The sequence below is a fragment of the Streptococcus mitis SK564 genome, from assembly GCF_000148525.1.
Taxonomy (GTDB): domain Bacteria; phylum Bacillota; class Bacilli; order Lactobacillales; family Streptococcaceae; genus Streptococcus; species Streptococcus mitis_H.
The window spans coordinates 22450-36304 of sequence record NZ_AEDU01000017.1 but is presented as its reverse complement, the minus strand read 5'-3'; the positions used below and the strand labels follow the sequence as shown (position 1 = coordinate 36304).

The following is a 13855-nucleotide window of genomic DNA, read 5'->3' as shown; positions in this document are numbered from 1 at the left end:
CATTACAGAGATACGTAAGCGTATCTTTTTTATTTAACTAGATATTATATACGATTAAGAGAGAATCAGTTTGCTTCTCTCTTTTTTAATTTCAGTAATTCATTTTGGTCGCGTATACTTTTTTGTTTCTTGATTTGTTCAATAAATACTGTAGTTTAGGTACTTAAATTAAAATTTAACAGATTTTATAATTCTTACAAGCTTTTAAGAAAGTAATTGAAGAGTTTTTTTATTCTGCCTATAATATATGTGTTTGTGCGATAAAAATTTCTGCTCTTTTGATTTTAAATAAGTATTAGTTTTCATTATAGTGTGAATGGGGTTTGATATTTCTTTTGAGGAAGCTGCCTTAGATTTTTCTATTTGTGTTTTATTGTATAGTGTATCTTGCTTGTTTTGAACAGAATCTTTTATGACATTTGTCATATTTCCTCATGACAGAAGCTTCTAGTGGCAGTAGATTCAAAGAATTATAATAGATGTATCAAGTGGAGGAAGAAAAAATGAAACATAAAGTAATTGTCGCAATGAGTTTAGTAGCAGCAGGAGTCATGACTTATCTCATGTTCTCAGGATTGGATGAAGATTTCTATCATTTTCCTTGGGAGCTATTTGCAGGATTTGGAATGATGTCCTGGCTTATCCGAGAAGGTTTGAAATTAGTATCAGATGTGAAAAAGGAGTTTGAAAAATGAAAAAAGCATTTCTCTATCTTTTTATTGGACTATCACTAGTGGTATGGTTGGTAGAAATGTTTACAGGTTGGTTCGATCAAGCCTTCCTTCACCAATTCATCCGTGGTGCCTGGGGACTAGGATTTATGATTTTTATCGCCTTTCCTATGGGAAAGGAGTGGCTGAAAGGAGAATATCATGAACATGATTAAGGTAGAAAGCTTAAATAAAATCATCAAGGGCAAGGCTATTTTGAAGGATATTTCCTTTGAGATAGCTGAAGGTGAATGCGTCGCCTTGATTGGTCCCAATGGTGCTGGGAAGACCACACTCTTGGACTGTTTGCTTGGAGATAAACTGGTCACAAGCGGTCAAGTATCCATCCAAGGCTTGCCAGTGACGAGCTCTAAGTTAGACTACACAAGATCCTACCTCCCTCAAGAAAATGTCATCGTTCAGAAATTAAAGGTCAAAGAGTTGATTGCTTTCTTTCAAAGCATTTACCCAAATCCCTTGAGCAACCAGGAAATCAATCAACTATTGCAGTTTGACCAGCAACAAAAAGAGCAATTCGCAGAAAAATTGTCAGGTGGACAAAAGCGTCTATTCTCTTTTGTCTTGACCTTGATTGGGCGACCAAAGCTTGTCTTTTTAGATGAACCAACTGCTGCCATGGATACTTCAACTCGTCAACGCTTTTGGGAAATTGTTCAGGAACTAAAAGCTAAGGGAGTTACCATTCTCTATTCCTCCCATTATATCGAAGAGGTAGAGCATACAGCGGACCGAATCTTGGTCTTGAATAAGGGAGAGTTGATTCGCGATACAACACCTCTAGCCATGCGCAGTGAGGAGATTGAAAAGCACTTTATCCTTCCTCTAGCATACAAGGAAGTCATTGAGCAGTCTAACTTGGTTGAAAACTGGTCACAAAAACAAGATGCTTTGCAAGTAGTTACACGTGAAGCGGATGCTTTTTGGCAACTGTTAGTGCAAGCAGGATGTAGGATTCAAGAAATTGAAGTTAATAATCGTAGTTTGTTGGATACAATCTTTGAAGAAACTCAGAAGGGAGATGACTAAGATGAAACAATGGATCGCACTAAACAAGATAGAATTTCTATTGACCAAACGACAATTAGTCTATTATCTATTATCCGTAGGGATGCCGACAGCCTTCTATTTATTCTTTTCAGGCATGTACCAGGACACACCTGGTGGACCAGCTAATTTTATGCGTGATTACCTCATCTCCATGACAGCCTTTTCCATGATGTCGACAGCTATGTTTTCATTCCCAGCTGTTTTACATACAGATAAAATCAACAACTGGCAGAAAACATTGCGCCATACTCCGGTAAATATGGTAGAATATTATCTATCAAAGATAACAAGTATGATGGTTGATTATCTGGTCTCAATCCTGGTTGTTTTCTCAGTTGGGCACTTGGTCAGAGATGTGGATATGCCTTTAGGAAGCTGGATTGGGGCTGCGCTCTTGCTGATAGTAGGAAGTGTAGCTTTTGTAGCGCTTGGCTTGACCTTGACACTCTTGCCTTCTAGTCAGCTGATGTCTGTCGTGGGCAATCTTCTCTATCTAGGCTTGGCTGTTTTAGGCGGACTCTGGATGCCCATCTCTTTATTTCCAGACTGGATGCAAGCAATCGGGAAGTGTCTACCAACTTATCAGTTGATGGAGTTGCTCAAGACCTTCTTAAACGAGGGTAGCATCAATCTATCAGCCACAGTTTATCTACTTGTTTTTTCAGCAGTTTTGTTTGGTTTGACCATTTACCTTCAAGGTCATAAGGAGAATGCTTAATGCTTGAAAGACTGAAAAGCATACATTATATGTTTTGGGCCAGTTTAATTTTTATGATTTTCCCCATCCTACCTGTAGTGACTGGGTGGCTTTCTGCCTGGCATTTATTGATTGATATTCTATTTGTAGTGGCGTATTTGGGTGTTTTAACAACTAAGAGCCAGCGCCTATCTTGGCTATATTGGGGCCTCATGCTGACTTATGTAGTTGGGAATACTGCCTTTGTTGCTGTTAATTATATCTGGTTTTTCTTTTTCCTATCCAATCTCTTAAGTTATCATTTCAGCGTAGGTGGTTTAAAGTCTTTACATGTCTGGACTTTTCTTCTTGCTCAAGTCCTTGTTGTGGGCCAACTGTTGATTTTTCAGAGAATCGAAGTTGAGTTTCTATTCTATCTACTTGTAATTCTTGCTTTTGTCGATTTAATGACTTTTGGCTTGGTTCGGATTCGTATTGTGGAGGATTTGAAAGAAGCTCAGGCTAAGCAAAATGCCCAGATAAATCTATTGCTTGCTGAAAATGAACGCAGTCGTATCGGTCAAGATTTGCATGATAGTCTGGGGCATACCTTTGCTATGATTAGTGTTAAAACTGATCTAGCCTTGCAGTTATTTCAAATACAGGCTTATCCACAGGTGGAAAAGGAATTAAGAGAAATACAGCAAATTAGCAAAGAATCAATGCGTGAAGTGCGAACCATTGTGGAAAATCTTAAGTCTAGAACTTTGACATCCGAACTAGAGACTGTGAAAAAGATGTTAGAAATTGCTGGAATTGAGGTGGAAATAGCTAATCAACTAGATACAGCTAGCTTAACTCAGGAATTGGAGTCAACGGCTTCCATGATTTTGCTTGAGTTAGTAACCAATATCATCAAACATGCCCAAGCGTCTAAAGCTTACTTAAAATTAGAACGGACAGAGAAGGAACTCATTCTAACAGTAAGTGATGATGGCTGTGGCTTCGCTTCTATAAAAGGAGATGAGTTCCATACAGTCCGAGATCGTGTCCTTCCATTTTCAGGAGAAGTAAGTGTAATCAGTCAGAAACACCCAACGGAAGTGCAGGTTCGACTACCTTATAAGGAGAGAAACTAAGATGAAACTACTTGTTGCAGAAGATCAAAGTATGTTACGAGATGCCATGTGCCAGTTGCTTGCCTTTCAAGCAGATGTAGAGTCTGTCTTACAAGCCAAGAATGGGCAAGAAGCAATCCAACTATTTGAAAAGGAGTCTGTAGATATCGCCATCCTTGACGTAGAAATGCCTGTTAAGACAGGTCTTGAAGTTTTGGAGTGGATACGAGCAGAAAATTTAGAAACAAAGGTGGTTGTGGTGACGACCTTCAAGCGCCCTGGTTACTTTGAACGTGCAGTCAAGGCTGGAGTAGATGCTTATGTATTAAAAGAAAGAAGCATTGCAGACCTCATGCATACCTTGCACACTGTCCTCGAAGGAGGCAAGGAGTATTCGCCTGAATTGATGGAAGTGGTGATGACGCATCCCAATCCATTAACGGAGCAAGAAATCGCAGTTTTAAAGGGAATTGCTCAGGGCTTCTCTAACCAAGAAATTGCAGACAAACTTTATCTATCCAACGGAACAGTCCGAAACTATGTCACCAATATTCTTTCAAAACTAGATGCAGGTAATCGAACAGAGGCAGCTAATATCGCGAAAGAATCTGGTTGGTTGTGATACTATCATATCTAGAAAACCATTATGTGCTAAAATTGAAATTATTCAATCAAACCAAATAATTTTGTAACTAGAGGAGGGCTTGGTTTCCTCCTTTTTCTTTTTTAGGAGGCACTACAAAAGAGCTAAAATTAACAATAAAAAAGAAAAATATCTTGACAACCAATAGAAAATTTTGTTACAATAATAGACGGTACTTTTTACTTTTGGTCTCTCAAGAGTGTACAGGGACGTGCTGACAAATGTTGCAAAAGTACACACAGATGATAGCTGTCACCAAGTGTATCATCACCAAAAATAAAAAAACACAGGAGAATGTAGATGCCTACAATTAACCAATTGGTTCGCAAACCGCGTAAATCAAAAGTAGAAAAATCTAAATCACCAGCTTTGAACGTTGGTTACAACAGTCATAAAAAAGTTCAAACAAACGTTTCTTCACCACAAAAACGTGGTGTTGCAACTCGTGTTGGAACAATGACACCTAAAAAACCTAACTCAGCCCTTCGTAAATTCGCTCGTGTACGTTTGAGCAACCTTATCGAAGTTACTGCCTACATCCCAGGTATCGGACACAACTTGCAAGAGCACAGCGTGGTGCTTCTTCGTGGTGGACGTGTAAAAGACCTTCCAGGGGTACGTTACCATATCGTCCGTGGTGCACTTGATACTGCAGGTGTTAACGATCGTAAACAAGGCCGTTCTAAATACGGTACTAAACGTCCAAAAGCATAAGAAAAGGGGATAAAGAGAAATGAGTCGTAAAAATAGAGCTCCAAAACGTGACGTATTGCCAGATCCGCTTTACAATTCACAACTAGTTACTCGTCTTATCAACCGCGTTATGCTTGACGGTAAACGTGGTACAGCTGCTTCAATCGTTTACGGTGCTTTTGAGCAAATCAAAGAAGCTACTGGTAACGATGCACTTGAAGTATTTGAAACAGCTATGGAAAACATCATGCCTGTACTTGAAGTACGTGCACGTCGTGTTGGTGGATCTAACTACCAAGTTCCAGTTGAAGTTCGTCCAGAACGTCGTACAACACTTGGACTTCGTTGGTTGGTAACAATCGCTCGTCTTCGTGGTGAACACACAATGCAAGACCGTCTTGCAAAAGAAATCTTGGATGCTGCTAACAACACTGGTGCAGCAGTTAAGAAACGTGAAGACACTCACCGTATGGCTGAAGCTAACCGTGCATTCGCACACTTCCGTTGGTAAAATCATGATGCTAGGAACGGTAAGGATGCAAGGTGAAAATAGGAAACTGACGCAGTATTCGACGAATACAAGGAAGTTTATCTTTTTCACACAGCATCCCGTTCCGGCTCAAATCGGCTAGCTAACTCTAGCCCGAGTTCAATTGAGCTCGATCAGCTCTTAGCAACAATTCAACTTACCAGCTTGTAAGTTGAAACCAACAATAGCATGAAAAGATTGAGAACGGGTAGGTCCTGCCTATCCGTTTTTATTAAAATCGTGTTATAATAGAATAGAAATCAAAAATAAATAGGAGAAATAAACCTCATGGCACGCGAATTTTCACTTGAAAAAACTCGTAATATCGGTATCATGGCTCACGTCGATGCCGGTAAAACAACAACTACTGAGCGTATTCTTTACTACACTGGTAAAATCCACAAAATCGGTGAAACTCACGAAGGTGCGTCACAAATGGACTGGATGGAGCAAGAGCAAGAACGTGGTATCACTATCACATCTGCTGCGACAACAGCTCAATGGAACAACCACCGAGTAAACATCATCGACACACCAGGACACGTGGACTTCACAATCGAAGTACAACGTTCTCTTCGTGTATTGGATGGTGCGGTTACCGTTCTTGACTCACAATCAGGTGTTGAGCCTCAAACTGAAACAGTTTGGCGTCAAGCAACTGAGTACGGAGTTCCACGTATCGTATTTGCCAACAAAATGGACAAAATCGGTGCTGACTTCCTTTATTCTGTAAGCACACTTCACGATCGTCTTCAAGCAAATGCACACCCAATCCAATTGCCAATCGGTTCTGAAGATGACTTCCGTGGTATCATCGACTTGATCAAGATGAAAGCTGAAATCTATACTAACGACCTTGGTACAGATATCCTTGAAGAAGATATTCCAGCTGAATACCTTGACCAAGCTCAAGAATACCGTGAAAAATTGATCGAAGCAGTTGCTGAAACTGACGAAGAATTGATGATGAAATACCTCGAAGGTGAAGAAATCACTAACGAAGAATTGAAAGCTGGTATCCGTAAAGCGACTATCAACGTTGAATTCTTCCCAGTATTGTGTGGTTCTGCCTTCAAAAACAAAGGTGTTCAATTGATGCTTGATGCGGTTATCGACTACCTTCCAAGCCCACTTGACATCCCAGCAATCAAAGGTATCAACCCAGATACAGACGAAGAAGAAACTCGTCCAGCATCTGATGAGGAGCCATTTGCAGCTCTTGCCTTCAAGATCATGACAGACCCATTCGTAGGTCGTTTGACATTCTTCCGTGTTTACTCAGGTGTGCTTCAATCAGGTTCTTACGTATTGAACACTTCTAAAGGTAAACGTGAACGTATCGGACGTATCCTTCAAATGCACGCTAACAGCCGTCAAGAAATCGACACTGTTTACTCAGGTGATATTGCTGCTGCCGTTGGTTTGAAAGATACTACAACTGGTGACTCTTTGACTGATGAAAAAGCTAAAATCATCCTTGAGTCAATCAACGTTCCAGAACCAGTTATCCAATTGATGGTTGAGCCAAAATCTAAAGCTGACCAAGACAAGATGGGTATTGCCCTTCAAAAATTGGCTGAAGAAGATCCAACATTCCGCGTTGAAACAAACGTTGAAACTGGTGAAACAGTTATCTCTGGTATGGGTGAGCTTCACCTTGACGTCCTTGTTGACCGTATGCGTCGTGAGTTCAAAGTTGAAGCGAACGTAGGTGCTCCTCAAGTATCTTACCGTGAAACATTCCGCGCTTCTACTCAAGCACGTGGATTCTTCAAACGTCAGTCTGGTGGTAAAGGTCAATTCGGTGATGTATGGATTGAATTTACTCCAAACGAAGAAGGTAAAGGATTCGAATTCGAAAACGCAATCGTCGGTGGTGTGGTTCCGCGTGAATTTATCCCAGCGGTTGAAAAAGGTTTGGTAGAATCTATGGCTAACGGTGTTCTTGCAGGTTACCCAATGGTTGACGTTAAAGCTAAGCTTTACGATGGTTCATACCACGATGTCGACTCATCTGAAACTGCCTTCAAGATCGCGGCTTCACTTGCTCTTAAAGAAGCTGCTAAATCAGCACAACCAGCTATCCTTGAGCCAATGATGCTTGTGACAATCACTGTTCCAGAAGAAAACCTTGGTGATGTTATGGGTCACGTAACTGCTCGTCGTGGACGTGTAGATGGTATGGAAGCACACGGTAACAGCCAAATCGTTCGTGCTTACGTTCCACTTGCTGAAATGTTCGGTTACGCAACAGTTCTTCGTTCTGCATCTCAAGGACGTGGTACATTCATGATGGTATTTGACCACTACGAAGATGTACCTAAGTCAGTACAAGAAGAAATCATTAAGAAAAACAAAGGTGAAGACTAATCAGTCTTCACTCTAGAAGGAAGTCACTTAGTGGCTTCCTTTTGTCTTTAGAAAATACCTCTAAATATGGTAAAATAGTAGGAGAATAATGTGAGGAAAATGAATGTCAAACAGTTTTGAAATTTTGATGAATCAACTGGGGATGCCTGCTGAAATGAGACAGGCATCTGCTTTATCACAGGCTGATATTGAGCGAGTTGTAGTTCATAAAATTAGTAAGGTATGGGAGTTTCATTTCGTATTTTCTAATATTTTACCGATTGAAATCTTTTTAGAATTAAAGAAAGGTTTGAGTGAGGAATTTTCTAAGACAGGAAATAAAGCTGTTTTTGAAATCAAGGCTCTATCTCAAGAATTTTCAAATCAACTTTTACAAGCCTATTATAGAGAGGCTTTTTCTGAAGGGCCGTGTGCTAGTCAAGGCTTTAAATCTCTTTATCAAAATCTGCGAGTTCGTGCTGAAGGTAATCAACTGTTTATTGAAGGTTCAGAGGCGATTGATAAGGAACATTTTAAGAAGAATCATCTTCCTAATTTAGCTAAACAACTTGAAAAATTTGGTTTTCCTACTTTTAACTGTCAAGTAGAGAAGAATGATGTGCTGACTCAAGAGCAGGAAGAAGCCTTTCATGCTGAAAATGAGCAGATTGTTCAAGCTGCCAATGAGGAAGCGCTCCGTGCTATGGAGCAACTGGAACAGATGGCGCCACCTCCAGCAGAAGAGAAACCAGCCTTTGATTTTCAGGCCAAAAAGGCTGCGGCTAAACCAAAGCTGGATAAGGCAGAGATTACTCCTATGATCGAAGTGACGACTGAGGAAAATCGTCTGGTCTTTGAAGGGGTTGTTTTTGATGTGGAGCAAAAAGTGACTAGAACCGGTCGTGTTTTAATTAACTTTAAAATGACGGACTATACTTCAAGTTTTTCTATGCAAAAGTGGGTTAAAAATGAGGAAGAGGCTCAGAAATTTGATCTAATCAAGAAAAATTCTTGGCTACGAGTGCGTGGAAATGTGGAGATGAATAACTTCACACGCGATTTGACAATGAACGTGCAGGATGTGCAGGAGGTTGTTCACTATGAGCGGAAGGATTTGATGCCAGAAGATGAGCGCCGGGTTGAGTTTCATGCTCATACTAACATGTCGACCATGGATGCTCTGCCAGAGGTTGAAGAAATCGTTGCGACAGCTGCTAAGTGGGGACACAAGGCTGTTGCCATCACGGACCACGGGAATGTCCAGTCCTTCCCACACGGCTATAAGGCGGCCAAAAAAGCGGGAATTCAGCTGATTTATGGAATGGAAGCCAATATCGTTGAGGACCGTGTCCCTATCGTCTATAACGAAGTGGAGATGGACTTGTCGGAAGCGACCTACGTGGTTTTTGACGTGGAAACGACAGGACTTTCAGCTATCTATAATGATTTGATTCAGGTTGCGGCTTCTAAGATGTACAAGGGGAATGTTATTGCCGAATTTGATGAATTTATCAATCCTGGGCATCCCTTGTCAGCCTTTACCACGGAGTTGACTGGTATTACAGATGATCATGTCAAAAATGCCAAACCACTGGAACAAGTTCTGCAAGAATTCCAAGAATTTTGTAAGGATACAGTATTGGTTGCCCACAATGCGACCTTTGACGTTGGCTTTATGAATGCCAATTATGAGCGTCATGGTCTGTCAAAGATTAGTCAGCCAGTTATCGATACACTGGAGTTTGCTAGAAATCTCTATCCTGAGTATAAGCGTCATGGTTTGGGACCTTTGACTAAGCGTTTTGGTGTGGCCTTGGAACATCACCACATGGCCAACTACGATGCGGAAGCGACTGGTCGTCTACTTTTCATTTTTATAAAAGAGGTGGCAGAAAAACATGGTGTGACTGATCTGGCTAGACTAAATATTGATCTGATTAGTCCAGATTCTTATAAAAAAGCTCGAATCAAGCATGCGACTATTTATGTCAAGAATCAGATAGGTTTAAAAAATATCTTTAAGCTGGTTTCTCTGTCCAATACCAAGTATTTTGAAGGGGCACCACGGATTCCGAGAACGGTTCTAGATGCCCATCGGGAGGGCTTGATTTTAGGATCAGCCTGTGCAGAAGGTGAAGTTTTTGATGCGGTTGTTTCCCAAGGTGTGGATGCGGCGGTTGAGGTGGCCAAGTATTATGACTTTATCGAGGTCATGCCACCAGCTATCTATGCTCCCTTGATTGCTAAGGAGCAGGTCAAGGATATGGAAGAACTACAGACCATTATCAAGAGTTTGATAGAGGTTGGAGATCGTCTTGGTAAGCCTGTTTTGGCTACGGGAAATGTTCACTATATCGAACCAGAAGAAGAGATTTATCGTGAAATTATCGTCCGTAGTCTAGGCCAGGGGGCTATGATTAACCGAACTATCGGTCATGGTGAACATGCTCAACCAGCTCCTCTCCCAAAGGCTCATTTTAGAACGACTAATGAGATGTTGGATGAATTTGCCTTCTTGGGAGAAGATTTAGCACGGAAACTGGTTATTGAAAACACCAATGCCTTGGCAGAGACCTTTGAACCTGTTGAGGTCGTTAAGGGTGACTTGTATACGCCTTTCATCGACAAGGCTGAAGAAACGGTCGCTGAATTGACCTACAAGAAAGCCTTTGAGATTTATGGAAATCCGCTACCAGATATTGTTGATTTGCGGATTGAAAAAGAGTTGACTTCCATTCTTGGGAATGGATTTGCTGTGATTTATCTGGCCTCGCAGATGCTGGTGCAACGCTCTAATGAACGGGGCTACTTGGTTGGTTCTCGTGGATCTGTTGGTTCTAGTTTCGTTGCGACCATGATTGGGATTACCGAGGTTAATCCTCTCTCTCCTCACTATGTCTGTGGTCAGTGTCAGTACAGCGAGTTTATCATCGATGGTTCTTACGGTTCAGGTTTTGATATGCCTAATAAGGACTGTCCAAAGTGTAGCCACAAACTCAGCAAAAATGGGCAGGATATTCCGTTTGAGACCTTCCTTGGTTTTGATGGGGACAAGGTTCCCGATATTGACTTGAACTTCTCGGGGGAAGATCAGCCTAGCGCCCACTTGGATGTGCGTGATATTTTTGGTGAGGAATATGCCTTCCGTGCGGGAACGGTTGGTACGGTAGCTGCCAAGACTGCCTATGGATTTGTAAAGGGCTACGAGAGAGACTACGGGAAGTTTTATCGTGATGCAGAGGTGGAACGCCTTGCTCAAGGTGCAGCTGGTGTCAAGCGGACAACAGGACAACACCCGGGGGGAATCGTTGTTATTCCAAACTACATGGATGTCTATGACTTTACGCCTGTCCAGTATCCAGCAGATGACGTGACTGCTGAATGGCAAACGACCCACTTTAACTTTCACGATATCGATGAGAACGTCCTCAAACTCGATGTACTGGGACATGATGATCCGACCATGATTCGGAAACTGCAGGACTTGTCTGGGATTGACCCTAATGAAATTCCTATGGATGATGAAGGCGTGATGGCCCTCTTTTCAGGGACCGATGTGCTAGGGGTAACACCTGAGCAAATCGGAACGCCGACGGGTATGCTGGGGATTCCAGAGTTTGGAACCAACTTCGTACGTGGGATGGTAGATGAGACGCATCCGACAACTTTTGCAGAGTTGCTTCAGCTGTCTGGGTTGTCTCACGGTACCGATGTGTGGTTAGGAAATGCACAAGATTTGATCAAGCAAGGAATTGCAGACCTATCAACCGTTATTGGTTGTCGGGATGACATCATGGTTTACCTCATGCATGCTGGTCTCGAGCCTAAGATGGCCTTTACCATCATGGAACGGGTACGTAAGGGCTTGTGGTTGAAGATTTCCGAAGAGGAGCGAAATGGCTATATCGAAGCTATGAAGGCAAACAAGGTGCCAGAGTGGTATATCGAATCCTGTGGGAAAATCAAGTATATGTTCCCCAAAGCCCATGCGGCAGCCTACGTTATGATGGCCTTGCGTGTGGCCTACTTCAAGGTTCACCATCCGATTTATTATTACTGTGCTTACTTCTCCATCCGAGCTAAGGCTTTTGATATCAAGACCATGGGAGGGGGCTTAGATGCTATCAAGCGTAGAATGGAAGAAATCGCTGAAAAACGGAAGAATAATGAAGCCTCTAATGTGGAAATTGACCTCTATACAACTCTTGAGATTGTCAATGAAATGTGGGAACGCGGTTTCAAGTTTGGCAAACTCGATCTCTATCGTAGTCAGGCAACAGAGTTCCTTATCGATGGGGATACCCTCATTCCGCCATTTGTTGCTATGGATGGTCTGGGAGAGAACGTTGCCAAGCAACTGGTGCGGGCGCGCCAAGAGGGAGAATTCCTCTCTAAAACAGAACTACGCAAACGTGGTGGTCTCTCATCAACTTTGGTTGAAAAGATGGATGAAATGGGGATTCTGGGCAATATGCCAGAGGATAACCAGTTGAGTTTGTTTGATGAATTGTTTTAAGAAAAAAATTAACAGACGGACAAATATTGTCCATCTGTTTTGTTATACTTATGGTATAAAAGAAAAAGAGGTTTAAACGATGAATAATACCGGATTAGATAACAAATATCAATTTGAAAATTTTGTAGAAAAAGATGGTAATGCTTTAGCAAAGAAAGAAGCCTTAGAAGTAGTAAAGAACTTAGGCTTAAAATACAGTCCATTTTATATTTATGGTGAATCAGGTTCAGGAAAAACACATCTCCTGCTAGCAATTGGAAATAAGGTTCTTGAGAACAATCCAGAAAAGAGAGTAAAATATATTTCTGCCGAAAACTTATTAGAAAATGAGCTAGAAATACAAAAAGTTAGAGGTGAGGAGTTGGATCTTCTACTAGTAGATGATATTCAGGTATTGGAAGAAAAAGATGATATGATTCAAGAAAAATTTTTCAACCTCTTTAATTCTTTCTTTGGTAGGAAAACGCAAATTGTTTTATCCGGTAATTCTGAACCAGATCAGTTGAAAAATGTTCAATCTCGTTTGATTGTGCGTTTTAAGTGGGGAATGACAGCGTGTCTAACATCGCTTGAAGATTAATAAAAAGGACTTTAGATGAATGATCAAGAGAGACTACTAACAATCTTTTTACGTTTACAGTTTGGGACTCCGTTAGGAAAAAAGCAACTGGCTCAGGAATTTGAGGTTAGTGAAAAGACGATACAGAGAGATTTTTCGCTCCTTCGTGATATTTTATCCAGTTATCCCGATTTTAGTGGAGACTTGCTTTATAGTCGTAAAACAAATAAGTATAGCCTATCAAGTAAGTCAGTTTTTAATAAAAAGGATATTCTCGTTATTTCAAAGATTTTATTGGAAAATCGAGCACTGAACAGACCAGAAATTGCTAGCTTACTAAATAATTTACTGGTCTTGGTTCCCCGTGCTGATCAGAAAGAAATTGAGCAGATCATTGGCAGCGAAAAGCTTAACTATGCTCCCTTAACGGATCAACAAAATAGAATAGAGAAAATTTGGAATTTATCAGAAGCTATTTTGCATGAACAGGTTCTAGATATTATCTATCAAAAACCTTATTCTGAATCTTCTAAGAGGCAGACTGTTTTGCCAGTCTCTCTTTACTATGATAATCATTATTTCTATCTGGTTGTTTACCAGTTGAAACATGCTACTTATATTACTTTAAGAGTAGACCGTATCCAGTCATGGTCTCTTAGTGGTATAGAGAAACCTTCTATTTCTTATCGAGATAAATTTAGAGATGGCGACATTCGTAACGAGAGAGTAGATGCTTTTATCGGGAAGAAAATCAGTATTGAGATCGAGTATTTGAATGATCCGACTATTGTGATGGACCAATTTCCAAATGCAAAAATAGTTGGGAAAAATGGCGACTGGACTCATTTTCAGTTTGAAAGTCAGCATACACCGGGGCTTAAACGCTGGTTGCTGGGACAAGGGGAAGCAGTCACTATTTTGTCTCCTCGAATTTTAGTAGAGGATATGAAGCAAACAGTTCAAGAAATGATAGATAAATATAGATGAGGATAAA

Annotated in this window: 13 protein-coding genes; 12 read left to right on the top strand and 1 reads right to left on the bottom strand. The window is 41.0% G+C overall.

The window, feature by feature from the left end:
- Positions 1-204: 204 nt before the first annotated feature.
- On the bottom strand, positions 205-426 hold the full coding sequence (locus SMSK564_RS08610; protein WP_000186000.1) for a hypothetical protein: 222 nt from the start codon (positions 424-426) through the stop codon (positions 205-207).
- A 77-nt stretch (positions 427-503) separates the two neighbouring features.
- Between SMSK564_RS08610 and SMSK564_RS08605 the strand changes: the two genes are divergently transcribed.
- From SMSK564_RS08605 to SMSK564_RS08555, 12 genes are all read left to right on the top strand, one after another.
- A complete protein-coding gene (locus SMSK564_RS08605) occupies positions 504-695 on the top strand; it encodes a hypothetical protein (RefSeq protein ID WP_012972435.1) in 192 nt (63 codons plus the stop codon).
- A complete protein-coding gene (locus SMSK564_RS0102540; RefSeq protein WP_000708869.1) occupies positions 692-886 on the top strand; it encodes a hypothetical protein in 195 nt (64 codons plus the stop codon). Before SMSK564_RS08605 ends, SMSK564_RS0102540 begins: the two co-directional genes overlap by 4 nt.
- Entirely contained in the window at positions 873-1757 is an 885-nt protein-coding gene (locus SMSK564_RS08600; protein WP_001055969.1) for an ABC transporter ATP-binding protein, read from the top strand. The genes SMSK564_RS0102540 and SMSK564_RS08600 overlap by 14 nt, the downstream gene beginning before the upstream one ends.
- A gap of 1 nt (position 1758) precedes the next feature.
- Positions 1759-2496: an ABC transporter permease gene (locus SMSK564_RS08595; protein ID WP_004236719.1), complete on the top strand. Its 738-nt coding sequence runs from the start codon at positions 1759-1761 to the stop codon at positions 2494-2496.
- Positions 2496-3593 (top strand): sensor histidine kinase, encoded by a 1098-nt coding sequence (locus SMSK564_RS08590; RefSeq protein ID WP_000893525.1) that lies wholly within the window; start codon positions 2496-2498, stop codon positions 3591-3593. Before SMSK564_RS08595 ends, SMSK564_RS08590 begins: the two co-directional genes overlap by 1 nt.
- A gap of 1 nt (position 3594) precedes the next feature.
- Positions 3595-4194 (top strand): response regulator transcription factor, encoded by a 600-nt coding sequence (locus SMSK564_RS08585; RefSeq protein WP_000772038.1) that lies wholly within the window; start codon positions 3595-3597, stop codon positions 4192-4194.
- 321 nt (positions 4195-4515) lie between these two features.
- Positions 4516-4929, top strand: a complete 414-nt coding sequence (gene rpsL, locus SMSK564_RS08580; protein ID WP_001142332.1) for a 30S ribosomal protein S12 — start codon at positions 4516-4518, stop codon at positions 4927-4929.
- Positions 4930-4948: 19 nt separating this feature from the next.
- A complete protein-coding gene (gene rpsG, locus SMSK564_RS08575; RefSeq protein WP_000087873.1) occupies positions 4949-5419 on the top strand; it encodes a 30S ribosomal protein S7 in 471 nt (156 codons plus the stop codon).
- Positions 5420-5725: 306 nt separating this feature from the next.
- Positions 5726-7807, top strand: coding sequence for an elongation factor G (gene fusA, locus SMSK564_RS08570; RefSeq protein ID WP_000090348.1), 2082 nt, complete (start codon positions 5726-5728; stop codon positions 7805-7807).
- Between the two features lie 103 nt (positions 7808-7910).
- Positions 7911-12302 carry a PolC-type DNA polymerase III gene (locus tag SMSK564_RS08565; protein WP_000071437.1) on the top strand — a complete coding sequence of 1464 codons (4392 nt, stop codon included), beginning with the start codon at positions 7911-7913 and terminating at the stop codon, positions 12300-12302.
- 79 nt (positions 12303-12381) lie between these two features.
- Positions 12382-12882: a DnaA ATPase domain-containing protein gene (locus SMSK564_RS08560; protein WP_001066339.1), complete on the top strand. Its 501-nt coding sequence runs from the start codon at positions 12382-12384 to the stop codon at positions 12880-12882.
- 15 nt (positions 12883-12897) lie between these two features.
- Positions 12898-13848, top strand: coding sequence for a helix-turn-helix transcriptional regulator (locus tag SMSK564_RS08555; protein WP_000999611.1), 951 nt, complete (start codon positions 12898-12900; stop codon positions 13846-13848).
- Positions 13849-13855: the final 7 nt, after the last annotated feature.